We start from the raw sequence: 25,306 nt of genomic DNA on the forward strand, positions 1-25,306 counted from the left end.
TCCATACGAGGAGACAAACCCATGGCCCTGATTTCCCTGCGTCAATTGCTCGACCACGCCGCTGAAAACGACTACGGCGTGCCGGCGTTCAACGTCAACAACCTCGAACAGATCCACGCCATCATGCAAGCCGCCCAGGCGACCATGAGCCCGGTGATCCTGCAAGCCTCAGCGGGTGCTCGCAAGTACGCTGGCGAAGCCTACCTGCGTCACATGGTGCTGGCCGCCATCGAAAGCCACCCGGACATCCCCGTGGTGCTGCACCAAGATCACGGCGCTTCGGCTCCGGTGTGCGTGCAAGCCATCCGCTCGGGTTTCTCCAGCGTGATGATGGACGGCTCGCTGATGGAAGACGCCAAGACCCCGGCCAGCTACGAATACAACGTGGCCGTGACCGCTGACGTCTGCCGTATCGCTCACGCTGTGGGCGTGTCGGTCGAAGGCGAACTTGGCTGCCTGGGTTCGCTCGAAACCGGCGAAGCGGGCGAAGAAGACGGCGTCGGCGCTGAAGGCAAGCTCAGCCACGACCAGATGCTGACCAACCCGGAAGAAGCCAAGGATTTCGTCGCCAAGACCGGCGTTGATGCCTTGGCCATCGCCATCGGCACCAGCCACGGCGCTTACAAGTTCACCCGTCAGCCCACCGGCGACATCTTGGCCATCGACCGTATCGCCGAGATCCACGCTGCGGTGCCCAACACCCACTTGGTGATGCACGGCTCCAGCAGCGTGCCGCAAGAGTGGCTGGCGATCATTCGCCAGTACGGCGGTGACCTGAAGGAAACCTACGGCGTGCCGGTGGAAGAAATCGTGCGCGGCATCAAGAACGGCGTGCGCAAGGTCAACATCGACACCGACATCCGTTTGGCCATGACCGGTGCCATGCGTCAAGCCTTCGCCCAACAGCCCAGCGAGTTCGATCCGCGCAAGGCGCTGCAAGCCGCCACCAAGGCAGCACGCGGCATCGTCGAAGCGCGCTTCAAGGCCTTCGGTTGCGAAGGTCAAGCCGCCAAGCTCAAGCCGATCGCGCTGGACGACATGGTCAAGAAGTACCGCTGAGTCCTGCTGAGAACCGCTAAGAGATAAGGACGCCTCATGACGCTGCGCGCACTGCTTTGGGATGTGGACGGCACACTCGCTGAAACCGAGCGTGACGGTCACCGCGCAGCGTTCAACATGGCGTTCAAGGAGTTCAGCCTGTCGTGGCGTTGGGATGTCGAAGCCTACGGCCAGCTGCTCCATATCACTGGCGGGCGCGAGCGCATGCTGCACGATTTCGAGACTCGCCCCGAGGCCCCTCGGGAGCCCGTCGAGCGCGAGCGTCTGGCGCTGGCGCTGCATCGGCGCAAGAACGAGCTCTACGCGCAATTGGTGCGTCAAGGCGGGATCCAGGCCCGCCCAGGCGTCAAGCGCCTGATCGAACAAGCCCATCAGCAAGGCCTGCGCCAAGCCATCGCCACCACCACCAGCCGCAGCAATGTCAACGCGCTGCTGCGCGGCATGTTGGGCGAGGATTGGCAGCGCTACTTTGCGGGGGTGGTCTGCGGTGAAGATGTCGAGCACAAAAAGCCCGATCCCGAGGTCTATCTGCGTGCTTTGGCCGATGTGGGCGTTGAGCCTTACGAAGCCTTGGCGATGGAAGACTCGGCGCCGGGCCTGAAGGCGGCCCGCGCGGCGGGGGTGCCGGCACTCATCACGCGCAGCATCTACTTTGCCAACAGCGATTTCAGCGGCGCTTGGGCCGTGATGGACGATCTGGATCAAGGCGACGCTCAGACGCCCGGTCCGGTGAGTTTGGATGCGTTGAGCGCCCGTTACGCGGCCTCCACCCCCACCGCAGGTTGAATCTTCTTGAACCTTGCCATCAAGGCTGTGCCACGGTCGATGGGCTAAGTGTCTTTAGAGTTCACGATATCGTTCCTCCCTTTCTGGAGTCCTGTCGTGAGCAAGAAGATCGTCATCGTTTTCCACAGTGGCTACGGCCACACCGCCCGTATCGCTCAAGCTGTGGCTGAAGGCAGTGGCGGGGTGCTCTTGGCTATCAACGCTGAAGGCAACTTGCCTGAAGGCGGCTGGGAGCAGCTCGCCGAGGCGGATGCCATCGTTTTCGGCTCACCCACCTACATGGGCGGCCCTTCGTGGCAGTTCAAGAAGTTTGCCGATGCCTCGTCCAAGCCGTGGTTCACCCAAGTCTGGAAGAACAAGCTCGCCGCCGGTTTCACCAACTCGGCCACGATGAACGGCGACAAGCTCTCGACCCTGCATTACCTCTTCACGCTCAGCCAGCAGCACAGCATGCTCTGGATCGGCACCGGCATGATGCCGAGCAACAGCAAGGCGGCGGTGCGCGATGACCTCAACTTTGTGGGCTCTTTCAGTGGCCTGATGACGGTTTCGCCCTCGGATGCCGGCGTCGAGGAAATCCCCGCCGGGGACTTGGCCACCGCCCGTGCTTTTGGGCAACGCATCATTGAAGGTCTGGCCCGCTTGGTTTGACGTCAAGGGCCTTCACGGGGGATGATGCCGGCCGATTTCAACTTGAAACCGTCCAACCCCTTGAGGAGTTCTCCCGTGAAATTGAAAGCCCCGTTGTTTCTCGTTGCTGCGTTTGTTTTGAATGGCGCCGCCATGGCCGCCGATGCGGTGCCGGCCAGTGCTTCTGTGATGGCAGCGGCTGCGACCGCTTCGGCCCCTGCCGTGGCCGCTTCAGCCGCTGTCAACAAGGTCACCACGCCCAGCGGTTTGATCTTTCAATCGTTGAAGGACGGCACGGGCGTCAGCCCGGCGGCCACCGATGTGGTCAAGGTGCATTACCGGGGCACGTTCCAAGACGGGCGTGAGTTCGACAGCTCGTACAAGCGGGGTCAACCGGCTGAGTTCCCGCTCAACCGCGTCATCAAGTGCTGGACCGAAGGGGTGCAGCGCATGAAGGTGGGCGGCAAGGCCAAGCTGACCTGCCCGCCCAACATCGCTTACGGTGCGGCGGGCGCGGGCGGGGTGATCCCGCCCAACGCGACGCTTGATTTCGAGGTCGAGTTGCTCGACATCCGCCGCTGATGTGTTGATGACACAGCGGCGCTGAGCGTGGATCGCTCAGAGTTGCTTTTCGTACTGCAACAGCCCCGGGGTCGGCCAGCCGGCCTCGGCGCAGACTTTGACGATGGCCAAGTTGGTGTCGCACCAAACTTGCCAGTAGTGCTCGTTGGCGGTGTAGGGCCGCACAGCGATCAGCGGACCTTCGGCCTTCAGGTCGATCAGCACCACATCGGCTTCACGCGCGATGTTCGGGATCTTGGCCACGGCGGCTTTCAGGCGCGCCATCGCATCCAGCGGATCGACACCACCGGCCAGTTGGGCCAGACGATCGACGCGGCGATAGGGCAGGGCGTTGAAGTTCTGGATCGTGTCGCCAAAGATCTTGTTGTTGCCGACCAGAGTCAGCACGTTGTCGGGGGTGACGATGGTGGTGCCGAACAAGCCCAGCTCTTTCACCGTGCCGGTGATGCCGCCAATCGAGACGAAATCGCCCACCTTGAAGGGGCGCAGCACCAGCATGAAAGCGCCAGCGGCAAAGTTGCCCAGCAAACCGCTCCAAGCGGCCCCGATGGCCACACCGGCACCGGCGATCAAGGCGGCGAACGAGGTGGTCTGGATGCCGAAGTAGCCCAGAATGCCCAGCACCAAGGCGATGTTCAGCGCCACGGTGACGATCGAGCCTAGGTACTTGGTCAGGGTGGGATCGACGTGGTTGCGGCTCATGCCGGCGTGCACCAAGTCACTCACCCGCGCGATCAGCCAGCGGCCGATGACCCAGAACGCCAAAGCGGCGGCGATTTTGATGAGCAGATTGATCAGCGTGTCGCTGATGAAATGCTGAAGGGTGGTGAATTCCATGAGGCGGGTAGCTTTCAGTCAACGTGACAGGAACGCCACAGTAGCTTTGAAAATAATGGATGACAAGAAAGAAATTGTGGCTATAATGTCGGTCTCTTGGCGCTTTAGCTCAGCCGGTTAGAGCGACGGAATCATAATCCGCAGGTCCGGGGTTCGAATCCCTGAAGCGCCACCAAAATAGATCGGCCCGAGACTCAACCTCTCGGGCCGTTTGCTTTGACAAGCACTCTCGCAGCCCCTGGATTGAAACCATGCCCCGCTGTGTTGCCCATCTTGCCGGTTGGACCCTGCTCTTCCTGGCCCTCCTTCAAGCCCCTGTGCATGCCCAAGATTTGGTGCAGCGCAGCTTCCCGGCGCAGTCGCTGCGCGGTGAGTTGCAAGTCGTGCAGCCGCCCGATGTTTTGATCAACGGCAACCCCGCCCGACTCTCGCCCGGTGCCCGTATCCATGGGCTCCAAAACATGCTGGTCATGAGCGGCGCGCTGGTGGGGCCAAAGTTCATCGTGAACTACAGCGTGGATGCTTTGGCCCAGCTCAGCGAAGTCTGGCTGCTGCGCCCCGACGAAGCCCAGCGCCCGTGGCCCACCACGCCGGCCGAAGCGGCTGCGCTGGTCTTTGATCCTGTTGCCCAAGTCTGGCTCAAACCCTGAGTTTTTTGATGACAACGACCACCCCCTCGACGAAGAAGGTGTTCATCCGCACGTTTGGCTGCCAGATGAACGAATACGACTCGGACAAGATGTCCGATGTCATGGCCGCCACCGAGGGCTACACCCCGACCGACAACCCTGAAGAGGCCGATCTGATCCTCTTCAACACCTGCTCGGTGCGCGAGAAGGCGCAAGAGAAGGTCTTCTCAGACCTTGGGCGCATCAAGCACCTCAAAGCCAAGGGCGTGATGATCGGTGTGGGCGGCTGCGTGGCCAGCCAAGAAGGCGCGGCCATCATTGACCGTGCGCCCTACGTCGATGTGGTCTTTGGCCCCCAAACCCTGCACCGCCTGCCGCAAATGCTGGAGCGTCGCCGCCAGCTCGGGCGTCCGCAGGTGGACATCAGCTTCCCCGAGATCGAAAAGTTCGACCACTTGCCCCCGGCACGGGTCGAGGGCGGCAGCGCCTACGTTTCCATCATGGAAGGCTGCTCGAAGTACTGCTCGTACTGCGTGGTGCCTTACACCCGGGGCGAAGAAGTCAGCCGGCCGTTTGACGACGTGTTGACCGAAGTGGCCGGGCTCGCCGACCAAGGCGTGTTGGAAGTGACCCTGCTGGGCCAGAACGTCAACGCCTACCGGGGCCGCATGGGCGACACGTCAGAGATCGCCGATTTCGCCATGCTGCTCGAATACGTCGCCGAGATTCCCGGCATCGAGCGCATCCGCTACACCACCAGCCACCCCAATGAATTCAGTCAGCGGCTGATCGACGTCTACGCCAAGGTGCCCAAGTTGGTGAACCATCTGCACTTGCCGGTGCAGCACGGCTCGGATCGCATTCTCTCGGCCATGAAGCGTGGCTACACCGCGCTCGAATACAAAAGCACCGTGCGCAAGCTGCGCGCCGTGCGCCCCGACATCAGCATCGCCAGCGACTTCATCGTCGGCTTTCCCGGCGAGACCGAAGACGATTTCGCCAAGATGATGAAGCTCATCGAAGACGTCGGCTTCGACGCCTCGTTCAGCTTCGTCTTCAGCCCGCGCCCCGGCACCCCGGCGGCGGCCCTGCACGACGACACCCCGCACGAACGCAAGATCGAGCGCCTGCAAATCCTGCAAGCCGCCATCGAAGCCAACCTCTTCGCCATCAGCCAACAACGCGTCGGCACCGTCCAGCGCGTCTTGGTCGAAGGCCCGAGCCGCAAAGACCCGACCGAACTGATGGGTCGCACCGACTGCAACCGCATCGTCAACTTCCCCGCCGGCCCCCACGTCGCTCGCCTGATCAACAAGATGATCGACCTGCGCATCACCCAAGCCATGCCGCACTCGCTGCGTGGCGAGGTGGTGGTGCGCTAAGGCAGGGCACTCGAAATCCCCCCGGCCCCCTTTTTCAAAGGGGGAGAAAAACGGTTCGGCTCGGTGTCGTTCCCCCCTTTGACAAAGGGGGGCGAGGGGGGATTTGCGATGTGCCGTATCGATATGCCTCGTGGCGCCGTGGTGCGGTGTTGGTTGCCCGTCATGGGTTGGGGTGAGGGCTGCGACGGGCTCACCCCGCCGGTGGCACCAGAAAACTTCCCGGGGCTTGGCGTAGGCGTTGGCGGAGGGCGGCGTAGAGGCGGCCTCGGTCTTGGAGGAGGAGGCCGCGTGAGCGCAGGGCGACGCGGAAGGCCAGAGTGAAGCTGACGAGCAGGTTCAGGGCGCCGGTGAAGGGAATCGCGGCCATGCACCACCAGAATTCGGGGGTGTAGAGCAGTTCAGTGCCCATGGCACCGAGGGCGGCGGCGAGTTGGCCGGTGGAGAGGGTGACGTGGCGCACTTCGATCGGCAGGCCGAAGAAAGTGCCCAGCACCGGCACCACGCCCAGCAGCAGGCCGAGCGAGACGTTGGCCGCCAGGCCCGAGATGTTGTCGCGCCACCAGCGGGACCAGCGCTGCGCCCGCGAGGTCCCCAGCACGGCCACAAAGCGCGGGTTCCAGGCGATGGCGCTGTCGAGCCGGTGCCAGACAAACCAGTTCTCGACCCAGCCGGCAATCAGGCTGGAGATGAACAGCAGCACCCCGGTGAAGGCGGCAAAGATCAGCGTTGGCCCCAAGAGCGTCAGGCTGTGCAGCACGTGTTCGGCGTCGTGCACGCCCACCAGTGGCGCGTTCAGCAGCCAGCGCGCCAGCAGCTGCACCCCCAGCACCACCGGGGCGACCAGCATCAGGTTGCCGACGATGCCGGCGATCTGGCTGCGGATGAGGTGGGTCACTTCGTCGATAAAGCCTTCCACCGCCGGGTCGGGGTGCGGCGGTGGTCCGGTTGCAGCGGCGCGTTCTTGACTGAGTTCGCCCAGCTTGGCAGCCATGGCGGGTGCGGTCATGGCGGGCTGCTTGGTGGCGACGGTCCAGTGCAGCAGGTGGATCAGCACAAAGCTGCCGGCGTAGTTCATGCCGGCCCAAAAGCCGGCCCAGAAGGCCGGCAGGCCCAGCGCCAGCACCAAAAACTTCATGAACGTGGTGCCAGCAATCACCACCCCGCCGCCGGCTGCGCTGCGCAGCATGGCGCCGTACTCGGCCCGGGTGCGGGTGATGTAGTGCTCGCCGCTGGCGGCGCTGCGCTCGGCGATCTTGCGTGCCAGCAAGGCGTAGTGCTCGCTCAACGGCGCACGCAGGCTGCGGCGGCGCTGGGCCACTTCGACCAAGTCGGCCACCAAGTTGAGCAAGGCGCGCTCGGGTTTTTTGGCCAGCACGGCGTCGGTCAAGGCTTCGATGCGCAGGGTGCGCTGGCGCAGTTGCTCCAGCTCGAACATCAAATCGACCGAGATACCGTAGGCCTCCAAGTGGCCGTGCACGCTGGCTGCGGCCTCGCGGCAATCGGCCAGCAGATCGTCGAGCCAACGGCGCGAGTCGTCGGCCGCGTCCCAGTCGCCCGCCTCCAGATCCTCGACCAACGCTTCGCTGGCGCGCACCAGCTCCTCAAAGGGCCGCTCGGCCAGCAGCACGCCATCCATGCGCCGACGCAGCGTGGGCAAAAAAGCGGCCGCCCGGATGGCACTGACCAAGTAGGTGATGGCCTCAAAGAAGGGCTGATGCCAGTCGGGGTCGTGGAACAGCTGGGCCAAGCGCTGCAAGGTCTGGTCGTCGATGGCGCGCAGCCACTGGGCGTCGGCCCCGTCGCTGAAGAACAGGCTGAAAAGCTGCGCCAAGTCGGTGCTGTCGGGCGTGTCGGGCAGCACCATCATGCGCAGGCGCTCCATCAAGTCGCCCCACAACTCGCGCCGGGCGCTGAAGCCCAGATCGGCAAACAGCGCTGCGACTTCGGTTTCACGCACCAAGCGTTGCAACAACGCAGCCACCGGCGCGCGGTAGCTGGGGTTGCGCTCCAGCACGTTGAGCAAGTGGCGCAACCGCAGCACCCCCACGGGGGTGACGGTGTCGGGCAGGCTGTTGTCGTGGCGCAGCCACTCCATCAGCCGCACCAGCCACAAATGCCGCTCAGCGCGCGGCGCGTGTGGATCCACCGCGTTGAGCAACGCGGTCAAGTCCCAGGTACTGCTTTTGAGACTCAACCAACGTGGCATGAGGCTGGATCCTTTTCTTGCTCGAAGGGGTTAACGCGGATGGGCGGTGATGTAGTCCTGCAAGGCCTCGAACTTGGGCGAGGTGGGTTGCAGGGCATTTTCCAGCACGCCCCAACTGCCGTAGCGACCGGGCGCCCCGATGCCTTGGAAGTTGACGAACAGATCGCCCCCAGCGCTGCACCAGTCGTTGAGCAAGCGGGTGTAAGCGTCTTTCATGCGCTGATCCCGGTTGGCGGTGACCAGCAAGTTGGTGATGCCCGCGTCGTTGATCACGTTGCCCAAGCCCACCAGACTCTGACCGCCTTCATAGGCCACCAGCTTCAGGTTGCGCTTTTGAGCCACGGCGGCGTGTTGCTGCACCCACGTACGGGTTTGAGCCAAAGCCCCGCCAGCCGGCCCCCCCGGCAGGATGCCGCCGGTCTGGATCTCAGTGAAGAGCTTGCCCAAGCCGCCATCAGCGTCCAGCAACCAGCTGTCGAGCACGGCTTGGGTGGTGGCCGAGCCGATGTACATCCCGAAGTAGGGCGCAATAGCGATGGCGTCGATGCCGTGGTTCTGGCAGGGCTTGCCGGCGCTCCAAAGCGCGCAGTCCAGCGCGGCGGTCGCCGTCCAAGTGTTGGCGATCTGGGCGCCCATCACGCAGACCACCCGGCCGGTGTCGCCCGCCCACTCGGTCTTCCAGATGTCGCACATCTCGGCCGAGCGCTTGCCGTACCAGTTGATGCGCTTGGTGTAGCCCGAATCCGTCCCGCCCGGCCAAGCCAGTTGACCTTGAGCTTCGACCCAGCTGCCAGCTGAGAACGCAGTGTTCCAGATCTCGTTGCCGTACTCGACGTAGACCTTGCGCCCTAGGGCCAGTTGATCGCGCATCATCCGTGCCGCTTTGCGCATGTAGTCGTCCGAGGCGCGGTGCGGCATGTTGACCCAAGCATCGGCCTGCACTTGGTTGGAAAGCGCGCTCACCACTTCCAGCGGGGCGCCGGCTTGGCCGTTCCAGCGGGCGCTGCTCAGCGTATGGCGCTCCACCCATTCGACGGGCTGCGGCAAAGTGCTGTCGAGCACGTTGGCCGACATGGCTTGCATGGCGCGCAGCAGTCGGTAAGACACTTGCGTGCGCAAGAAACTGGGGTGGAACAGCTGGCCAGCGTTCAAAGCGGCTTCGGTGCTCTGGCAAGCCGAGCGCGCGCAGGCCGGGTCGTTGTCAGCCAAGCACAGGGCCAGCGGATCATCGGTGCACACCGTCCCGGCGGGCACCACGCGGATGTTGCGCAGGTAATTGCCGGTGTGGTTCGGGTCGGTGGCCATGATGCTGATCTGGACGCCAGCGGCTTGGTTGGGATCGACGTTGATCACGTCGCGACCTGGCCGGGATTTGGCTGCGATCTTCATGCTGCCCAAGCTGTAGGTCAGCGTGCCTTCGCCGTCATAGAGCACCACGTGTTCGCCACCTTGGCGCACGCCATTCAAATCGCCGCTGACCACCAGCAAGGTCGCCACGCTGCGATATTTGACGCTCGTATCGGTCGGCAGGGGCAGGGAGCGGACCCAGCCGTCGGCGTCCAGATCAAGCGCCGCGCGTTCGGTGCCGGTGTCCCAGACCCCTGGTGCTTGCGGAATCCAGCTGCGTGAGCTCTTGAACAAGTCCAAGAACGGCTGTTCGGTGCCGTAGTCCGACCAAGCCCCCAAGTTCGAGCCCAACGGTGAGGTGGCGTTGCTGCCGATGGGGCGCGGCGGTGTTTGCGCGGCGCTAGCCATCAAGGTCCAGCCCGCTTTGGCCACGGCGTTGCCGTAGGACTCAAAGTATTCGACCGTGATGCGATGCCGGCCGCCGATCCACCAGACCTTCTCAAAGGTGGTCGCAGCTTGGGGCACGAAGGAGTCGATCAGCGGTGTGACGTCGATCAGCAGCCGCACACCGTCATCGGTGGTGGTGTTGAATTTGTAGGTGCCAGGGGTGAAATCGAAGTCCCCCTGCCAGCGCACCGAGAACTGGTCGATCGGCAGCCCCGGTGCAGGAGCCCCGGCGCCCCAGTCGTGGTTGATGGTGGGTTCATGGACGATGAGTTGGGGGTTGCCTTGGAAGGCGGTTCCCAAGTAATAAGCGCCACAGAACTGGCCCACGGGCACGTCACAGCTGCGCACTGGCTGCCAGTCGGCCTCGACCCGGGCGTTGCCGCCTGCGTCGTAGTACTCGACCTCGACCAGATGCTGTCCAGCACTCACCGGCACGGTAGCGGTGTACTGAGTTGCCGCCTGATCCTTCCAGCCGTTCACGACCACCACGCCGTCCACCTTCAGGCGGATGCCGTCATCGCCGAGGATGCGAAAGATGATGTTGCTGCCGTCGAAGTTGAACAGCCCGCTCCAGCGCGCCGAGAAGTTGTCGATCGGCACTCCCGCCACCGGCGCATTCATGCCCCAGTTATGCGAGACGGTAGCGCCATCGCTGGCGCTGACCAGCGGTACACCGCCAAGTGTCTTGCCGGCAAAGTAGTCGACACAGAACGAGCCGACCGGCGCGGTGCAGGCCATAGCACCCGAGCCAAGGCCGAGGACCAAGGCGCCCAAAGCCGCCCGGAGAATCTGAAGAGGTGAGGTCATGAGAGAAATTGCAGGACTCACCGAGAGATCAAGCAATTGACAGGTATTGAGAAGTGTCAATGCCGCAAGGCGATGATTCAGCGCAACCATATTGCTTGCGCCAAGAACCCCGAAGTCCGTCCGTTTCCATGGGTTTTGCGTAAGTCCTATTAAACTGATTAAGTCGAATGACTTCATCAATATGTGGCTGCACTGTCTGGTGGTATAATTCTGGGTAATAAGATCGGGCCGGCAATTCTATGCTATGCATAGCCTTGATCGATTACTGGGATTATACTGTGAAAATGCATTGCTTCTGCTTGGGCTCGAAGGCGCAGCAGGGCGCTTGCAACGGTTCTGGCCGACTCGGCAGGGGGCTTTTTACAGGATTCAGCGAGTGTGAGTGCCAAGTCGACATGAAAGTCGGCCCATGGACAAGGTTCTGCTTCGGTGCATGCCTTCAGTGCTTGGGCGCTGCGTTGCAGGCGTGTTATGTCACCCCATCGCGCGGCAGAAAGCATTGCCAGTACATGGAAATTCAGATGGTTATGTCTGACACAGCCTTGTTCCAGCAGCAGTTCTCCTGCCTGCAATGACTGGTTGCGTTGTTCTGGATCATCGGTGCACAGCGCCAGCGTGGCCAGGACCCAGGGCCCGATGAAACGCTGCAATTGTCCATCTTGCACCAGTTGCCATGCCGTGCTGGCGGTGTGAAAGGCAACGGATCGATTGCCTTCGGCCAATTCGATGCGTGCCTGGCTTTCGAGCAGAAACGGCTTGAAACGGGCCGCTCCGAGTTTTTCTGTGACGGCCAAGCCGATTGTCACCTGCTGACGTGCCTGATCCAGGCGGCCGAGATTGATGAGAATCCAGCCAGCTGTCAGTCTTGAGATAATTTCGGCGCGCTGATGCCCGACCCGCTGCGCCAGATCGGCTGATTCGAGCGCATCTTCGAGTGCGGGCTCAAACTCAGTCAGATAGATTCGAACTGTAGCGACCATGAATCTGTTCGCGGCTTCGATACGCCCAAAGCCATGTTTTGCACACAACGTCATGCAGTCGGAGAAAACCTTGTTGGCTGTGCGCATGCGACCTTCCGCATAGGCAGCATCACCTAATCCGGAAAGGGCATCGGCTTCGGCGCGGGGCAGGTTGGCACGGCGCGCATGGGCCAGTGCTAGGGTGTGCTCACGATGGCACCCGGTGATGTCGCCGCGTGGAAAACAAAGACTGCCGCGCAGGTAATGGAGTCGTGCCAGTTCGGCAGCGAACCGCTCTTCCTGATGGACGCTCAGCTGCTGGGCCTGATCGAGCGCCGCTGTTGCGCCAGGCAGGTCATCGGATAGCCGCATCGCCGCAGCGAGGCCAAGGTAGGCACGTATCTTCTGGGCGTCTTGCGCGGCCTGTCTGCAAGCTTGGTCGAATGTGGCATGAGCCTCGGCAATCTGGCCCGCATCGTGCAGCAGCTGGCCGAGCTGCAGGATCAGATTGACTCGATCTTCCTGAGCGGTTGCCACTGCCAAGCCTCGCTCTATCGCGGAGCGCGCCCTTGTCAGATGGCCCGCTTCGATTTCTGCGGCGGCGCAGACCAGGTAGGCGTGCGGTGCCTGCGGACTTTCCGCACGCTCCAGATGGCCCGCATGCAGAAGCAGGTCGCGCTCGGCATACCAGGTCGCGGCGCGCTGGTGCAGGTCGCGCGCGTTGCGACGCAGCAGCGACGCATAGGCGGCCTCATGTACCAGGGCATGTGCGAAGCGCAACTCCGCGCCGTCGCGGCAGAGCATCTGCGACCGGATCAGGTCGGTGACATCAAAGTCCTGCACGCCGAGGAGGGCGCACAGCGCTGCGGTTTCGAAACGTTGGCCGAACACCGCCGCGATCTGGACGGCCTCGCGCTGGGCCGGCGCGAGCAGGTCCAGGCGGGCCAGCATCAGGCTTCGGATCGAAGCAGGGACCGAGTCGTGCTGCCTGCACTCGATGACGTGCTGCAGCAGTTGCTCCAGAAACAGGGGATTGCCGCCGCACCGGGTGATGCAGCCTTGCACTACCTCCGGTTCGACCAGGTCGGTCGCGTGGCAGAGTCGTTCCAGATCGGATCGTTGTAGCGGCATCAGGTCCAGCGAATGAAGGGGGACATCGGCCATCGACCAGCAGTGCTCGATACTGACCGTCTGTGGTCGTGTACTCAGCACGAGAACGATCTGGCTGTCTCGGCAAGCGTGCACCAAGCGAGCCAAACGCTGCAACTCGGCCGGCTCGGCCCAGTGGATATCTTCGACCAGCATCAGCAGTGGTGTGTGCCGTGCCACGGCGTCGACCAGTTCTGCAACCGTGGCGTCAAGGCGGCGCTCACGCTCGGTTGCATCCATCGCATCGAAGGCCTTGCGCGTCATCTCGTTCTGACCGACCGACATCAGCACATGCAGCTGAGGCAGCCGATGTGCGCCAATCCAGCCAGCGGCCACGGCATTCTGCGCTGCCTCGTGGCGCTGAATCACCGACATCTGCAGCACATCGACGTCGAGCAGACTGCAGACCAGTGCTGACAATCCTTCAGCGCCCCGGCGCAGCCCGAAATCGAGGAAGCGCGCTCGGTGTACTCCCCAGCCCGCTGTTGCCGCTGTGCGGCCAAGTTCGTCGATCAGGCGTGTCTTGCCCAGGCCTGCCTCGCCGCGCAGGAGCAGTGTCTGCGCTTGCCGGCGGGAGCGAGCCTTGAGCAGGTGCTCTTGGAGCCATTCCATTTCGAACTGGCGCCCGACCAGCAGTGTGCCCTGGCTGTCGATGGGCTCTTGTATCAGTGATTCGACGCGCCAGACATGGACCGGCTGGTCGATGCCCTTGAGTATCCGCTGGCCGAGTGACCGTGCCTGCACTCGACCACGCACTTGCCGATGCACCTCCTGCTCGATCAGCAGCTGACCAGGCGCACCGATCGACTCGACGCGCGCGGCCAGATTGACCGCCACCCCGACAATTGCAACCTCTGCAGCGTAATCGGCGCGTGGCGCCATGACGACGATCTCGCCGCTGGCGATGCCCACCACGCTGGCGAGATGCCGGTTGAAGTGCTGGCTCAGCGCGGGCATGGCTGCCTGGATGTCGAGGCCCGCGCGCACGGCGCGCAACGCGTCGTCGCCGTGAGCTCGCCGAGCACCAAACACGGCCATCACGGCATCACCGACATAACGTTCGATCGAGCCTCCGAGCCCCTCGACGATCTGCTCGACCCGGTCGAAATAGGCTTGAACGATCGCGTGCAGATCCTCCGCATCCAGTTGCACCGAGAGTTCGGTGAAGCCGGATAGATCGGTGAACAGGATGGTCGCCTGCCGACGCCCTTCGACGACAGCGCCCTTGTCGGCCTCGGGAGGCAGAACGTGCGCTGGCTGGACCGGCACGAGAGCCTGCGCCGGCACTGGCGCCGAACTCAGCGGGGTGCCGCACTGACTGCAGAATCGGTGTGCCACCGGGTTGACGTGGCGGCAGCCTGGGCAATCCATGCCTCAGTCCTGCTGCAATGCTTGCAGGAAATAATCGGGCACGTTGTGCTCGTCGCGCCCATGGTTCCAGAGATGCATGTCTTGATGCCCGGCGTCGGCGATCTTGTGGACCACAAAATCGACCGAGCGCAGGCATTCTTCCTGCAATCCAGCTCCCTTGGTCCAGCCACCGACGAAATAGAGTCCATGGCGCCCTTGGAGTTCGTCATGGACCTGCTTCTGGCGATCGAAGGTGTGCAGATCCAGGGTGTTGTGAGGGAATCTTGCCATCGCCATCTGACCCTGATTGGTGCGCAGCACAAGATCTGCTCGCAATGGTCGCAGGGGGTTGAGTGTAGTGAAGAAATGCGGCGTGTCGAAACGGTTGAAACGCGGATTTTCGGGATCATTCTGGTGCAGGTTCTCGACATAGGTCATCGAGTAGGGCGTCAGCCCATCGGCACCACGCTGAATTGCCACGTTGAAAGATCGCCAGGCATTCACATTACGTGGCAGGACCGTGCTGTCCTGATGCACATAGGCGACGCTATTGAAGTATCTGAAGCTTGCCAGTAACTCGCTGTCTCTGGCTGTCAGACCATGACGCAGACTTTTCAGGATGTCGGTCGGATGCAATGCATAAACCACCGCATCGAAGTTCCGTTCATACCCACTGGTGCGCAGGCGGCAACCGTGAGCATCAGCATGCACGGTAGGCAGTTCATGTTGATGAAAGGTCACACCGGCGTCGCTGCAGGCACGTCGCAGCGCCTCGGTCCAGCTGGCTGTGCCCTCGCTGAAATACATCCGCTGTGGCGGTTTTCCACCAAAACCTTCCTGCAGCGCATAATAGATCATGACGGCCTGGAAAGGCATGGTCTGCGCGCCAGTGTCATGGCAGTAATACATGGCATTGATGCGTGGATAGAGGTTGTTGCGGGCGAACTCATCGCTGTAGTTGCGCGCCTTGACATACTCCTCAATCGTCATGCCGGCATAGGTCATGTTTTTTGCATCCAGCGGTGCTTCAGTCTGGAAACGCTGGAAGTCGGCCGCCATGCGTGGTGTCATCTGGGTGCCGCAGCGCCCATCGGTCGTGAAGGCCAATTCACCATCCATGCTGAAGAATGAACATTCATCGATCAGCGGTGCATAGGGTACATGCAGTTCGTCGAGCCATTTGACCAGCATAGTGTATGTGCTGGCATTGAAGTCGTTCACTCCCAGGTCGGCGAAACGCTCGACACCCCCCAGGCGAAAGCGCAATGTATCCATGTTGCCGCCGATCCGGCGTCGTGGTTCGAATATTTCGACGGCATGACCATCACGTCCTAGTCGCATTGCCGCAAAAAGTCCTGATACACCTGTTCCGATGATTGCTATATTCATTTTTGCCTTTGTGAATATTATTTGTAGTCAACAATTTGATATTAACACGGCAATTTTATACGCCGCATCATGCAGCGTAGCGAATCCTCGGATGCCTGAAGCATTACTGTATATGCCTCAGACTTTCTGTTAGCTTCGCCCTCACTGAAACGCCACTTCCGCAAAGCCACGCAATTTGCGGCTGTGCAGTTGATCGAGGCGCTGGCGGCGCAGGATGTCCAGCGCCCGCATGCCGATGCGCAGGTGCTGATCGACGCGCTCGCGGTAGAAGTGGTTGGCCATGCCGGGCAGTTTGATCTCGCCGTGCAAGGGCTTGTCGGAGACGCACAGCAAGGTGCCGTAGGGCACGCGGAAGCGAAAGCCGTTGGCAGCGATGGTGGCGGACTCCATGTCCAGCGCAATGGCGCGGCTTTGGCTGAAGCGGCGCTCGGGCACGCGGTTGGGCAGCAGCTCCCAGTTGCGGTTGTCGGTGGAGGCCACGGTGCCGGTGCGCATGATCTTTTTCAGCTCATAGCCCGATAGTTGTGTCACGTTGGCCACCGCTTCTTCAAGGGCCAGCTGCACCTCAGCCAACGGTGGGATGGGCACCCACAGCGGCAGTTCTTCGTCGAGCACATGGTCTTCGCGCACATAGCCGTGGGCCAGCACATAGTCGCCCAGCTCCTGCGTGTTGCGCAGCCCGGCGCAGTGGCCCAGCATCAACCAAGCGTGCGGGCGCAGCACGGCGATGTGGTCGGAGATGTTCTTCGCGTTGGCCGGCCCCACGCCGATGTTGACCATGGTGATGCCCGAGCGGTCCGGGCGCACCAAGTGATAGGCCGGCATCTGCGGCAGGCGTGGCGGGGCCACGCCCAGCGCGTCACCCGCTTGGGCGGGCAGCCCTTGGCGGCGGGTGACGACGTTGCCGGGTTCGATGAAGGCGGTGTAGCCGTCCCCGCTGCTGTCCCCGCCGCTATCCCCGTTCTGATCGTGGTGGGCCATGGCCTCGTGGCCAAGCTTGATGAACTCGTCGATGTAGAACTGGTAGTTGGTGAACAGAACAAAGTTCTGAAAGTGCTCAGGGGCGGTGCCGGTGTAGTGGCGCAGGCGGTGCAGCGAGTAATCGACCCGGGGCGCGGTAAAGAGCGCCAAGGGCAGCGGCTCACCCGGGGCGGGCTCGAAGGTGCCGTTGGCGATGCCGTCGTCCATCGCACTTAGATCGGGCAGATCAAACAAATCGCGCATCTGCATGCGCCGCTCGGGGCTCATTGAGCCTTCGATGTGATCGTGCTCAGCAAACGAAAAGTGAATCGGGATCGGCTGGCGCGACAGACCGACTTCGAGCGCCATGCCGTGGTTCTCCAGCAGCAGGCGGAATTGCTCGCGGTAGTAGCTGTCGTACAGATCAGGCCGGGTCAGGGTGGTTTCAAAGCTGCCGGGGCCGGCGACAAAACCGTAGGCCAGACGCGAATCAGGCCGCGCCACGCTGCGGGTGCGGATGCGCACATAGGGGTAACAAGCGCGCACCCGCTGAGCGGGCAAGGCTCCGCCGACAAACTCCTTCAGGCTTTGGCGCAGGTGGGCGATGCCGCTGTCATAAACGGCGTGGACATGCGCCACGGCCGCGTCGGCGTCGTTGAAGCTTTGGGCGGAGATCAGCGTCATGGCTCAGACCACTTTCCAGTTCAGGGTGGCGCCGCCTTCCAGCGGTTTGAGTTGGGCGTCGCCAAAGGCCACGCTTTCGGGCAAGGTCCAGGCCTCGCGCTTCAAGGTGAGGGTGCCGGGGTTGCGCGCCAAGCCGTAAAAATCAGCGCCGAAGAAGCTGGCAAAGCCTTCGAGCTTGTCCAAGGCCCCCGCGTTCTCAAAGGCTTGGGCGTACAGCTCCATGGCGCTCAAGGCGGTGTAGCAACCGGCGCAAGCGGCGGCGTGCTCTTTGAGGTGTGCGGCGTGCGGCGCGCTGTCGGTGCCGAGGAAGAACTTGGGTGAGCCCGAGGTCGCGGCCTTGACCAGCGCAGCGCGGTGCACCTCGCGCTTCAGCACCGGCAAGCAGTAGTAGTGCGGTCGCAAGCCCCCGGTGAAGATCGCGTTGCGGTTGTAGAGCAGGTGATGCGCGGTGATGGTGGCGGCGGTGAAGGCGTCGGCCTGCGCGACGTACTGGGCGGCGTCTTGGGTGGTGATGTGCTCAAACACCACCTTCAGTTCCGGCAGATCGCGGCGCAACGGGCGCATCACTTCGTCGATGAACACCGCCTCGCGGTCGAAGATGTCCACGCTCGGGTCGGTCACTTCGCCGTGCACCAAAAGCGGCAAGCCAGCGCGCTGCATGGCTTCGAGCGTGGCGTAGGTCTTGCGGATGTCGGTCACGCCGGCATCGCTGTTGGTGGTTGCCCCGGCCGGGTAGAGCTTCAAGGCGACCACGCCAGCTGCTTTGGCGCGCGCAATTTCCTCCGGCGGCGTGTTGTCGGTCAGGTAGAGCGTCATCAGCGGCGTGAACGTCACGCCAGCGGGCACGCAAGCCTTGATGCGCTCACCGTAGGCCACGGCCTGCGCGGCGCTGGTCACGGGCGGGCGCAGGTTGGGCATGATGATCGCCCGACCAAACTGGCGTGCCGTGTGCGGCACCACGGCGGCCATGGCGGCGCCGTCGCGCACGTGCAAATGCCAGTCGTCCGGGCGAGTCAGGGTGAGCGATGTTGGGGCCGAGGTGGGGGCCAATGTGGTGATCGAAGGGGTGGGTTGGGGTGCTGCATTCATGGGGCGTGATCGTCGCAGAAAAAAGGCGCTCAACCTCGCGGTTGTGCGCCTTGAAGGGACGGAGGGCTTGGGTTACCCCGCCGCGACCTGATCGCTTTCAGGCAACAAGATCTTGTCGTCAACGCTGAACTGGTAGTCCTTGAAGACGTGCTCAGCACTCAGGAGCTGGTAGCTGCCGTCCGCATGGCGCAGGGTGGTGTCTTTGAGACGGTTGGTGAGATGACCGCAGGTCCAGATTTCGAAGTTGCGCATGTGCGTGCACAGGCAGGTCTTGTCCATCACCACCACGCGCTTTTCGTCCGGATGGGCCGCCACTTCGCGGTTCCAAGCCGTGATGTAGGCGCACTTGCCGTTGGCGTCGAGCAAGTAGCCGTAGGCCTCGCAGTTTGGGCGGATGCCGTCACCGATGCCGGGGCTCGACTTGATCATGCGCATCGGGTAGCCGGTGGGCGAGATCTGGTTGACTTCGATGTCGTCTTGCTCGGCCTTGAAGTATTCCTGCTTGACATCGCTGGGCAGACCGCATTCCTTGGTCACGGTGAAGCGTGTGGCCACCTGCACCCCTGCACCGCCCATCTCCATGAAGCGCACGGCGTCGCTGCCGGTGAAGATACCGCCCGCAGGGATGACGGGGATGTCGAGCTGTTCCGCCTTCATCCACGCCATGATCTCAGCCACGATGGTGGCCAAGTCGTATTGGGCCCAGTCCATGCCGAAGCCCAAGTGGCCGCCGGCCAGCGGGCCTTCGACCACGATGTAATCAGGCAAGCGGTTCAGGCGCGCGTTCTTCTTCAGGAACAGTTGCAAAGCGCGCAAGGAGGACACGATGATGCCGAGCTTGGCATCCCGGAAGCGCGGGTGGTCTTCGAGCAGCGCAAAGCTGCCCAAGTGCAGCCCGGCAGCCAGCGTGATGCCATCGATGCCCGCCGTCAGTGCGGCTTCCATGCGCACCTTCAAGGTTTCCTTGGGGGCGTTCATGGTCAGTTTTTCCATGCAGTTGATGAACACCAGACCGCTGCCTTGCTTGCGGGTCATGGTGCCTTCAACGTGCAGGCGTGTGGCCTCGGCCAAGTGACCAAGGTTGAACTTGACGTCCGCTTTGTTCTCGTTGTCAGCGTTGTACTTGTACAAAGCCTGCTTGGCCTTGACGTACTTGGTTTTGTAGCGCCGGTCGGTGACTGTCTTGATCATGGCGTCGGAGATGTGGCCCACACCTCCCAGACGCGCAGCTTCCAGCGCCAGATCGGCGGAGGAAATATCCACGCCCATGCCACCAATCATGATGGGCACCAACTCATGGTTGCCCATGCGCATGCGGAAGTCATCCAAACGTTTCATCGTCAACTTTCTTCGGTTCAAGCCTGAACTTTAAGCGTTCAGATCGGGATGCGCTCCGGCGCATGGCCCATGCGGCTTCCCGGCGTGGGCAAGATGACTTTACTGCTCAGCAAAAGCGCGTTCGATCACGAAGTCGCCCGGCTTGGTGGTGTTGCCTTCCTTGAAGCCTCGTCCTTCAAGCAGATGCTTCAAATCGCGCAGCATGGCGGGGCTGCCGCAGATCATCACGCGGTCTTCTTCAGGGTTGATGGTGGGCACGCCCAAGTCTTCAAAGAGCTTGCCGTTTTCCATCAAATCGGTGATGCGGCCCATGTTCTGGAACGATTCACGGGTGACAGTGGGGTAGTAGCGCAGTTTGTCGCTGACCAGATCACCCAAGAACTCGTGCTTGGGCAGATGCTCGGTGAGGCAGTCGTGATAAGCCAGTTCATCGACTTGACGCACGCCGTGCACCAAGATGACTTGATCGAATTTTTCGTAGGTTTCTGGGTCACGCACGATGCTCATGAAGGGCGCCAAGCCGGTGCCGGTCGAGAGCATGTACAAGCGCTTGCCGGGCAGCAGGTAGTCGATCAGCAAGGTGCCGGTGGGCTTTTTGCCGACGATGATGGTGTCACCGACTTGGATGTGTTGCAGCTTGCTGGTCAGTGGGCCGTCCGGCACCTTGATGCTCAAGAACTCAAGGTGTTCTTCGTAGTTTGCGCTGACGATCGAGTAAGCGCGCAGCAGCGGTTTGCCGTTGGCGCCGCGCAAGCCAATCATGGTGAAGTGGCCGTTGCTGAACCGCAGGCCCGGGTCGCGGGTGGTCGTGAAGGTGAACAGACGGTCGGTCCAGTGGTGGACGGACAGGACTCGTTCTTCGTGGAAAGCGCTCATGACAATATAAGTCCAGACGGATGAACCAGTTGAATGAAAAATAGCGCTCACACTATCCGAGGTGTGAGCGACTCAACTTGACACATGCCAAGAAAGGGGCCGAAGGCGTGATTGTCCTTGACTTCAGCAACCAAAGCTCCAAGAGCTGCTGCTGACGTTCAAGGTCATGGGGTTGCCATTGGTGCATTGCAGCTTGATCTGGCCGCCTAGGTTGACGAGGGTGCCGATCGGATTGCCCAGTTTGAGCACGGTTGTCGCCGTTGGATGGGTGGTGTCGATCGTCAAGCCCAGCAAACGCACCGGCACGGCGCCGCTGATGTCCACCACCAAGTTGTCGGCGCTTTGCACCGCAAAACGATGGGTCGCGACCGCATCCAGCACGGCGTAGTTGGGCACGGTGCTGTTGCCACTCCAGACGATGTAGTCGGTGGCCGTGGTCCCGCCCGTGGTGGAACTGCTTGGACAGTTGTGCGTCCAACCTGTGGCGCTGTAGCTGATGGCCATGCGGGTGGTGGCATCCGTGCACATCAGGATCGCCACTTTGCCCGTGCCCACCGTTCCGGCGGCGACCAGACTGATTTGACCCAGCGCGGTGCCATTTTGGGTCAGGGCCCCCGTGCTGGTATTGACCGCTAGGCCGGCCAGCACCGCGTTGTTGTCGATATCGACCAAAGCGTTGTCGCTCAAGCGCGCCGAGAAGTGATGGATCGGGTTGCTGGCATCTTGAATCACTTCGCCGTTCAGATTGCCAGAAGCCGTCAAGTCCAGATAGCGAGAAGCAATCGGTTGAGCCACCGCGCAGTTATGGGTCCAGCCGGTGCCGCTGTAGGTGATCACCATGTCGATGATGCTGCCATTGCTCGGGGTGCATTGCAGCACCACGATGTTGGCGTTGTTGCGTGTCACCAAGTTGGCGTTGCCGATCAGGGTGTTGGCCAGCCAGATCTGGCCTTGGGTGTCCACCGTGACTTGGCTCAGCGATTTGTTGGTGCTGAGGTCGATCAAGCTGCGATCCGTGCTTTGACCGGGCGCGCTGATGACCGCGTAGCTCAGGCCTGAGCCATCGATCAGCGTGGTGCCGTTGGCGTTGCCGGTCCAGTTGGCATAGCTTGGGGGGGTGGTGGTTCCGCCGCCGCTGGCGCTGCCACCGCAGTTATGCGACCAGCCTTGGGCCGAGACGCTCAGGATCATGTTCAGCGAGGCGGGGCTGTTGCAACGCAGGAGCAGCACGTTGCCGATCACCGCCGGTACAGAAACCAACGAGCCAAACACCGTGTTGCCGGCGTCGCTGATGGAGCCGTTGTTGATGTCGATGCGCAAGCCGCTCAGGATGGTGCTGCCGTTGTTGCTCCGATCGACCACGGCCAAGTCGCTGCTGCGGACCGCCAAGGTGCGCCCGGCACCGTCGAGCAAGGTCGAACCGTTGGCGTTGCCGCTCCAGTTCACATAGCTCGGGGTGGTGGTGCCGCCACCGGTGTTGCCTGTACCCGTGGTGCAGTTGTGCGACCAGCTCTGCGGGGTGATGGTCAGCGTCATGTCTTGGTTGGCCGGGTTGTTGCAACGCAAGACCACCACGGTGCCGCTCCCCGTGGCCGCCACGGCTTTGACCGTACCGATCACGCCCGTGGTGTCCGAAATCGTGGCGGTGCTTGGGTCCACGTTCAGGCCAGCAATCACCGCGCCGGTGCTGAGATCAATCACCGTGTTGTTGGTCGCATCGACTGCAAAGGGGTGTCCGGTCGCGTCAAGGATGGTTGAGCCGTTGGCATTGCCATTCCAAACCACATAGCGCGGGCTGGGATTGATGGGGCTGTCGGCTGGGGCGGAGCCGCCGCCGCAGCCGCTTAGGCTGAAGGTCAGCGCGATCAGGCCAAGCACACTCAGTGCTGTCGCGAAGGAGTTTTTCTTCATGATGTCTTTCCATGCGTACGGGAGGTATTTTGCGATGCCGTCGTCCGCAAAAAGTCCCAAAGGGCGCGCGCTGCCGGTTTGGGATGGCGAGTGAGTTCGGGGCGCTCGCGGTAAAGCCGCACTTCCATGCTTACTTCGAAGGCGCGTTCGTGCGCTCCGCGTTGCGGTCCCGCAGGTACGAGGCGGTGCGCGCGCAGCTCTTTGCGCACCGAGCTTGAGGGCAAAAAAGCCACGCCGTGGCCTTCGAGCGCCATGGCTTTGAGGCCTTCAGCCATGTCGGTTTCATAGATCGGGTCGAGGTAGATCTGACCCGAGGCTTGCTTGAGCAGCAGATCGACCAGTCGGCCGAGGTAGGCTCCTGAGGAATAACCCAGAAAGGGCACTCGGTCGTGGGCCGAGCCGGGCAGGGCAAAAAGTGGCAGGCCCTCGCCGTCGGCCTTGGCGTAGGGCGCCAGCGTTTCGGTGCCCAGACTGAGCATCTCGTAGCGCTCCGGGTTGATCTGCAACGGCAGCGAGGCGTGGTGATACGCCAAGAGCAGATCGCAACTGCCTTCGGTGAGCTGCATCACCGCGTCGTGCACATTCAAACCCACCAGCCGGCTTTTGAAGGCGCCGAAGCGCTGGCGCAGATCCATCACCCAGTGCGGGAAAAAGGTAAAGGCCAGCGAGTGCGGCACGGCGAACTCGATCATGTCCTGCGACGACACCTGATGGCCGCGCATCAGGTTGCGCGCCGCTTGCAGGCTGCCCAGAATCTCCAGCGCCTGTGGCAGCAGCGTCTTGCCCGCCGGGGTGAGCCGGGTCGGGTAGGACGAACGATCCACCAGATCCGCGCCCGCCCATGCTTCCAAAGCCTGGATGCGGCGCGAAAAGGCCGGCTGTGTCACGTGCCGCAGCTGGGCCGAGCGCGAAAAGCTGCGCGTCTCCGCCAAGCTGACGAAATCCTCAAGCCAGCGCGTTTCCATGGGGCAAGGTGGTCGGCGTAGGGGCGGTGAATGGGGTGGATGCTGAGGCGGCCAAGTCGTTGTGGTGACTGCTGCCGCTGTTTTGCAAGCGCCACATTTTGGCGTAGCGGCCGTCTTGCAGCAGCAGGGCTGCGTGGGCACCGCGCTCGATGATGCGGCCGTTTTCCATCACCAAGATCTCGTGGGCGTTGACCACGGTCGAGAGCCGGTGGGCGATCACCAAGGCGGTTTTGCCTTGGGCTGCGCTGGCCAGCTCAGTTTGGATGGCGCGTTCGTTGGCTGAATCGAGCGCCGAGGTGGCCTCGTCAAAGATCAGGATCGGTGGGTTTTTCAGCAAGGTGCGGGCGATGGCCACGCGCTGCTTTTCACCGCCCGAGAGCTTCAGCCCGCGCTCGCCCACCATCGTGTCGTAGCCCTTGGGCTGAGCGAGGATGAAGTCGTGGATGTGCGCGGCCCGGGCGGCCGCCTCGATCTCGGCGCGCGTGGCCTCGGCTCGGCCATAACCGATGTTGTAGCCCACCGTGTCGTTGAAGAGCACGGTGTCTTGGGGCACGATGCCGATGGCGCGGCGCAGGCTGTCTTGGGTGACGCTGCGAATGTCTTGGCCGTCGATGGTGATGCGACCCGCTCGGACGGCGTCCTCGGCACTTTGGCCGCTGCGGCCCACGTCGTAGAAGCGGTACAGCAGCCGCGCCAGCGTGCTCTTGCCCGAGCCCGAAGCCCCAACCACCGCCACGGTCTTGCCGCCGGGAATCTCAAAATCGACGCCGTGCAAAATCTCGCGCCCTTGTTTGGGGTCGGGGTCGTAGCCAAAGCGCACGTTCTCAAAGCGCACCGTGCCTTGGCTGATCTGCAACGCCGGGGCACCGGGCAGGTCAGCGATTTCGCGGTCACGCTCCAGCAGGCTGAACATGCGGTCGAGGTCGGTCAGGCTTTGTTTGACCTCGCGGTAGAGCACGCCCAGGAAGTTGAGCGGGATGTAGAGCTGGATCAGCAGCGCGTTGATCATCACCAAGTCGCCCAAGGTGACGCGATGATCGACCACGCCTTGGGTGGCACGCCAGAGCATGGCGATCAAGCTGGTGGCGATCACCAACTGCTGGCCGGCGTTGAGCAGCGAGAGGCTTTCTTGCGACTGGATCGAGGCCTTGCGGTAGGCGTCGAGTCCTTCGTCGTAGCGCTTGGCTTCAAAGCGCTCGTTGTTGAAGTACTTGACGGTCTCGTAGTTGAGCAACGCGTCGATGGCACGCGAGTGCGCTTTCGAGTCCAGCTCGTTCATGCGCCGGCGGAACTGGGTGCGCCACTCGGTGACCGTGATGGTGTAGATCCCGTAGGCCAGCAGCGCGGCCAAGGTGATCCAGACGTAGCCGGCGTCAAAGCGGGTGCCGAGCAAGGTCAGCACCAGCCCCAGCTCAATCAAGGTCGGGATGATGGTGAAGATCGAATACGACACCAGCGATTGCAGCGCTTTGGTGCCGCGCTCGATATCGCGGCTCATGCCCCCGGTTTGCCGGTCGAGGTGAAAGCGCAGGCTCAGGGCGTGCAGGTGGTTGAAGGTCGAAAGGGCCAGCTCACGCGCTGCGCCGTGGGTGGCTTTGGCAAAGATCCACTCACGCAGTTCGGTAAAGACCGTGGTCGCCAGTCGCAGCCCGGCGTAGCCCAGCAGCAAGCTGATCGGCACCACCAGCACAGCGCGCGGGTCGTTGACCGGGATGGCGAGTTCATCGACCAAGTGCTTGAGCAGCAGCGGCACGCTCACATTGGCCAGCTTGGCACCGACCAAAAACAGCAGTGCGGCCGCCATGCGCCAGCGGTAGGGCCAGAAGTAGGGCACCAGCTTGCGCAGGGTTTGCATGTCGCTGCGGGGCAGGGCACCCGCCGACATCGGCGGGGCATCAGAGACGGGATGAAGGCGCATCATGAA

The 25,306-nt window shown here is 62.4% G+C and carries 18 protein-coding genes and 1 tRNA gene; 7 read left to right on the forward strand and 12 right to left on the reverse strand.

Annotated elements, in window-relative coordinates:
- Positions 1-21 precede the first annotated feature (21 nt).
- From fba to AB3X39_RS07690, 4 genes are all read left to right on the forward strand, one after another.
- Positions 22-1,059, forward strand: coding sequence for a class II fructose-bisphosphate aldolase (fba, locus tag AB3X39_RS07675; protein ID WP_369416769.1), 1,038 nt, complete (start codon positions 22-24; stop codon positions 1,057-1,059).
- Positions 1,060-1,095: 36 nt separating this feature from the next.
- A complete protein-coding gene (locus AB3X39_RS07680) occupies positions 1,096-1,845 on the forward strand; it encodes an HAD-IA family hydrolase (RefSeq protein WP_369416770.1) in 750 nt (249 codons plus the stop codon).
- A gap of 96 nt (positions 1,846-1,941) precedes the next feature.
- Entirely contained in the window at positions 1,942-2,496 is a 555-nt protein-coding gene (locus AB3X39_RS07685; protein WP_369416771.1) for a flavodoxin family protein, read from the forward strand.
- Positions 2,497-2,628: 132 nt separating this feature from the next.
- Entirely contained in the window at positions 2,629-3,057 is a 429-nt protein-coding gene (locus tag AB3X39_RS07690) for an FKBP-type peptidyl-prolyl cis-trans isomerase (RefSeq protein WP_407069289.1), read from the forward strand.
- A gap of 36 nt (positions 3,058-3,093) precedes the next feature.
- On the opposite strand, the gene AB3X39_RS07695 is transcribed toward AB3X39_RS07690, so the two are convergent.
- Positions 3,094-3,894, reverse strand: coding sequence for a mechanosensitive ion channel family protein (locus AB3X39_RS07695; RefSeq protein ID WP_369416772.1), 801 nt, complete (start codon positions 3,892-3,894; stop codon positions 3,094-3,096).
- A 98-nt stretch (positions 3,895-3,992) separates the two neighbouring features.
- Here AB3X39_RS07695 and AB3X39_RS07700 point away from each other — a divergent pair.
- From AB3X39_RS07700 to miaB, 3 genes are all read left to right on the forward strand, one after another.
- Positions 3,993-4,069, forward strand: a tRNA-Met gene (locus tag AB3X39_RS07700).
- 76 nt (positions 4,070-4,145) lie between these two features.
- The gene (locus AB3X39_RS07705; protein ID WP_369416773.1) at positions 4,146-4,544 is read left to right on the forward strand and encodes a hypothetical protein; all 399 of its coding nucleotides are present in this window, start codon (positions 4,146-4,148) and stop codon (positions 4,542-4,544) included.
- An 8-nt stretch (positions 4,545-4,552) separates the two neighbouring features.
- Positions 4,553-5,905, forward strand: a complete 1,353-nt coding sequence (gene miaB / locus AB3X39_RS07710) for a tRNA (N6-isopentenyl adenosine(37)-C2)-methylthiotransferase MiaB (protein ID WP_369416774.1) — start codon at positions 4,553-4,555, stop codon at positions 5,903-5,905.
- Between the two features lie 190 nt (positions 5,906-6,095).
- Here the strand turns inward: miaB and AB3X39_RS07715 are convergent, their stop codons facing one another.
- The 11 genes from AB3X39_RS07715 to AB3X39_RS07765 form a co-directional block, all read right to left on the reverse strand.
- Positions 6,096-8,111, reverse strand: coding sequence for a site-specific recombinase (locus AB3X39_RS07715; RefSeq protein WP_369416775.1), 2,016 nt, complete (start codon positions 8,109-8,111; stop codon positions 6,096-6,098).
- 30 nt (positions 8,112-8,141) lie between these two features.
- Entirely contained in the window at positions 8,142-10,712 is a 2,571-nt protein-coding gene (locus tag AB3X39_RS07720) for a PA14 domain-containing protein (RefSeq protein WP_369416776.1), read from the reverse strand.
- A gap of 242 nt (positions 10,713-10,954) precedes the next feature.
- The gene (locus AB3X39_RS07725) at positions 10,955-14,089 is read right to left on the reverse strand and encodes an adenylate/guanylate cyclase domain-containing protein (RefSeq protein ID WP_369416777.1); all 3,135 of its coding nucleotides are present in this window, start codon (positions 14,087-14,089) and stop codon (positions 10,955-10,957) included.
- Between the two features lie 105 nt (positions 14,090-14,194).
- Positions 14,195-15,559, reverse strand: coding sequence for an NAD(P)-binding protein (locus tag AB3X39_RS07730; RefSeq protein ID WP_369416778.1), 1,365 nt, complete (start codon positions 15,557-15,559; stop codon positions 14,195-14,197).
- A 141-nt stretch (positions 15,560-15,700) separates the two neighbouring features.
- Positions 15,701-17,203, reverse strand: a complete 1,503-nt coding sequence (locus AB3X39_RS07735) for an AMP nucleosidase (RefSeq protein WP_369416779.1) — start codon at positions 17,201-17,203, stop codon at positions 15,701-15,703.
- A gap of 3 nt (positions 17,204-17,206) precedes the next feature.
- Positions 17,207-18,292 (reverse strand): dihydroorotase, encoded by a 1,086-nt coding sequence (gene pyrC, locus AB3X39_RS07740; RefSeq protein ID WP_369416780.1) that lies wholly within the window; start codon positions 18,290-18,292, stop codon positions 17,207-17,209.
- A 72-nt stretch (positions 18,293-18,364) separates the two neighbouring features.
- Positions 18,365-19,630, reverse strand: a complete 1,266-nt coding sequence (locus tag AB3X39_RS07745; protein WP_369416781.1) for a nitronate monooxygenase — start codon at positions 19,628-19,630, stop codon at positions 18,365-18,367.
- Between the two features lie 99 nt (positions 19,631-19,729).
- Complete coding sequence (locus tag AB3X39_RS07750) at positions 19,730-20,506, reverse strand: ferredoxin--NADP reductase (RefSeq protein ID WP_369416782.1); 777 nt, start codon at positions 20,504-20,506, stop codon at positions 19,730-19,732.
- A 123-nt stretch (positions 20,507-20,629) separates the two neighbouring features.
- Positions 20,630-22,417, reverse strand: coding sequence for a hypothetical protein (locus AB3X39_RS07755; RefSeq protein WP_369416783.1), 1,788 nt, complete (start codon positions 22,415-22,417; stop codon positions 20,630-20,632).
- Positions 22,414-23,382 (reverse strand): LysR substrate-binding domain-containing protein, encoded by a 969-nt coding sequence (locus AB3X39_RS07760; RefSeq protein ID WP_369416784.1) that lies wholly within the window; start codon positions 23,380-23,382, stop codon positions 22,414-22,416. Before AB3X39_RS07760 ends, AB3X39_RS07755 begins: the two co-directional genes overlap by 4 nt.
- Positions 23,363-25,303 (reverse strand): ABCB family ABC transporter ATP-binding protein/permease, encoded by a 1,941-nt coding sequence (locus tag AB3X39_RS07765; RefSeq protein WP_473964894.1) that lies wholly within the window; start codon positions 25,301-25,303, stop codon positions 23,363-23,365. The genes AB3X39_RS07760 and AB3X39_RS07765 overlap by 20 nt, the downstream gene beginning before the upstream one ends.
- Between the last annotated feature and the right edge of the window lie 3 nt (positions 25,304-25,306).

Origin of the sequence: Leptothrix ochracea (assembly GCF_041083635.1) — a bacterium.
GTDB lineage: Bacteria > Pseudomonadota > Gammaproteobacteria > Burkholderiales > Burkholderiaceae_C > Sphaerotilus > Sphaerotilus ochraceus.

Bases quoted from the DNA above. Each gene is read 5' to 3' on its own strand.
- AB3X39_RS07680 (WP_369416770.1), top strand. From the start codon at position 1,096: ATGACGCTGCGCGCACTGCTTTGGGATGTGGACGGCACACTCGCTGAA.
- AB3X39_RS07745 (WP_369416781.1), bottom strand. From the start codon at position 19,630: ATGAAACGTTTGGATGACTTCCGCATGCGCATGGGCAACCATGAGTTG.
- AB3X39_RS07760 (WP_369416784.1), bottom strand. From the start codon at position 23,382: ATGGAAACGCGCTGGCTTGAGGATTTCGTCAGCTTGGCGGAGACGCGC.
- AB3X39_RS07735 (WP_369416779.1), bottom strand. From the start codon at position 17,203: ATGACGCTGATCTCCGCCCAAAGCTTCAACGACGCCGACGCGGCCGTG.
- AB3X39_RS07705 (WP_369416773.1), top strand. From the start codon at position 4,146: ATGCCCCGCTGTGTTGCCCATCTTGCCGGTTGGACCCTGCTCTTCCTG.
- AB3X39_RS07755 (WP_369416783.1), bottom strand. From the start codon at position 22,417: ATGAAGAAAAACTCCTTCGCGACAGCACTGAGTGTGCTTGGCCTGATC.
- pyrC (WP_369416780.1), bottom strand. From the start codon at position 18,292: ATGAATGCAGCACCCCAACCCACCCCTTCGATCACCACATTGGCCCCC.
- fba (WP_369416769.1), top strand. From the start codon at position 22: ATGGCCCTGATTTCCCTGCGTCAATTGCTCGACCACGCCGCTGAAAAC.
- AB3X39_RS07720 (WP_369416776.1), bottom strand. From the start codon at position 10,712: ATGACCTCACCTCTTCAGATTCTCCGGGCGGCTTTGGGCGCCTTGGTC.
- AB3X39_RS07750 (WP_369416782.1), bottom strand. From the start codon at position 20,506: ATGAGCGCTTTCCACGAAGAACGAGTCCTGTCCGTCCACCACTGGACC.
- AB3X39_RS07695 (WP_369416772.1), bottom strand. From the start codon at position 3,894: ATGGAATTCACCACCCTTCAGCATTTCATCAGCGACACGCTGATCAAT.
- AB3X39_RS07715 (WP_369416775.1), bottom strand. From the start codon at position 8,111: ATGCCACGTTGGTTGAGTCTCAAAAGCAGTACCTGGGACTTGACCGCG.
- AB3X39_RS07690 (WP_407069289.1), top strand. From the start codon at position 2,629: ATGGCCGCCGATGCGGTGCCGGCCAGTGCTTCTGTGATGGCAGCGGCT.
- miaB (WP_369416774.1), top strand. From the start codon at position 4,553: ATGACAACGACCACCCCCTCGACGAAGAAGGTGTTCATCCGCACGTTT.
- AB3X39_RS07765 (WP_473964894.1), bottom strand. From the start codon at position 25,303: ATGATGCGCCTTCATCCCGTCTCTGATGCCCCGCCGATGTCGGCGGGT.
- AB3X39_RS07730 (WP_369416778.1), bottom strand. From the start codon at position 15,559: ATGAATATAGCAATCATCGGAACAGGTGTATCAGGACTTTTTGCGGCA.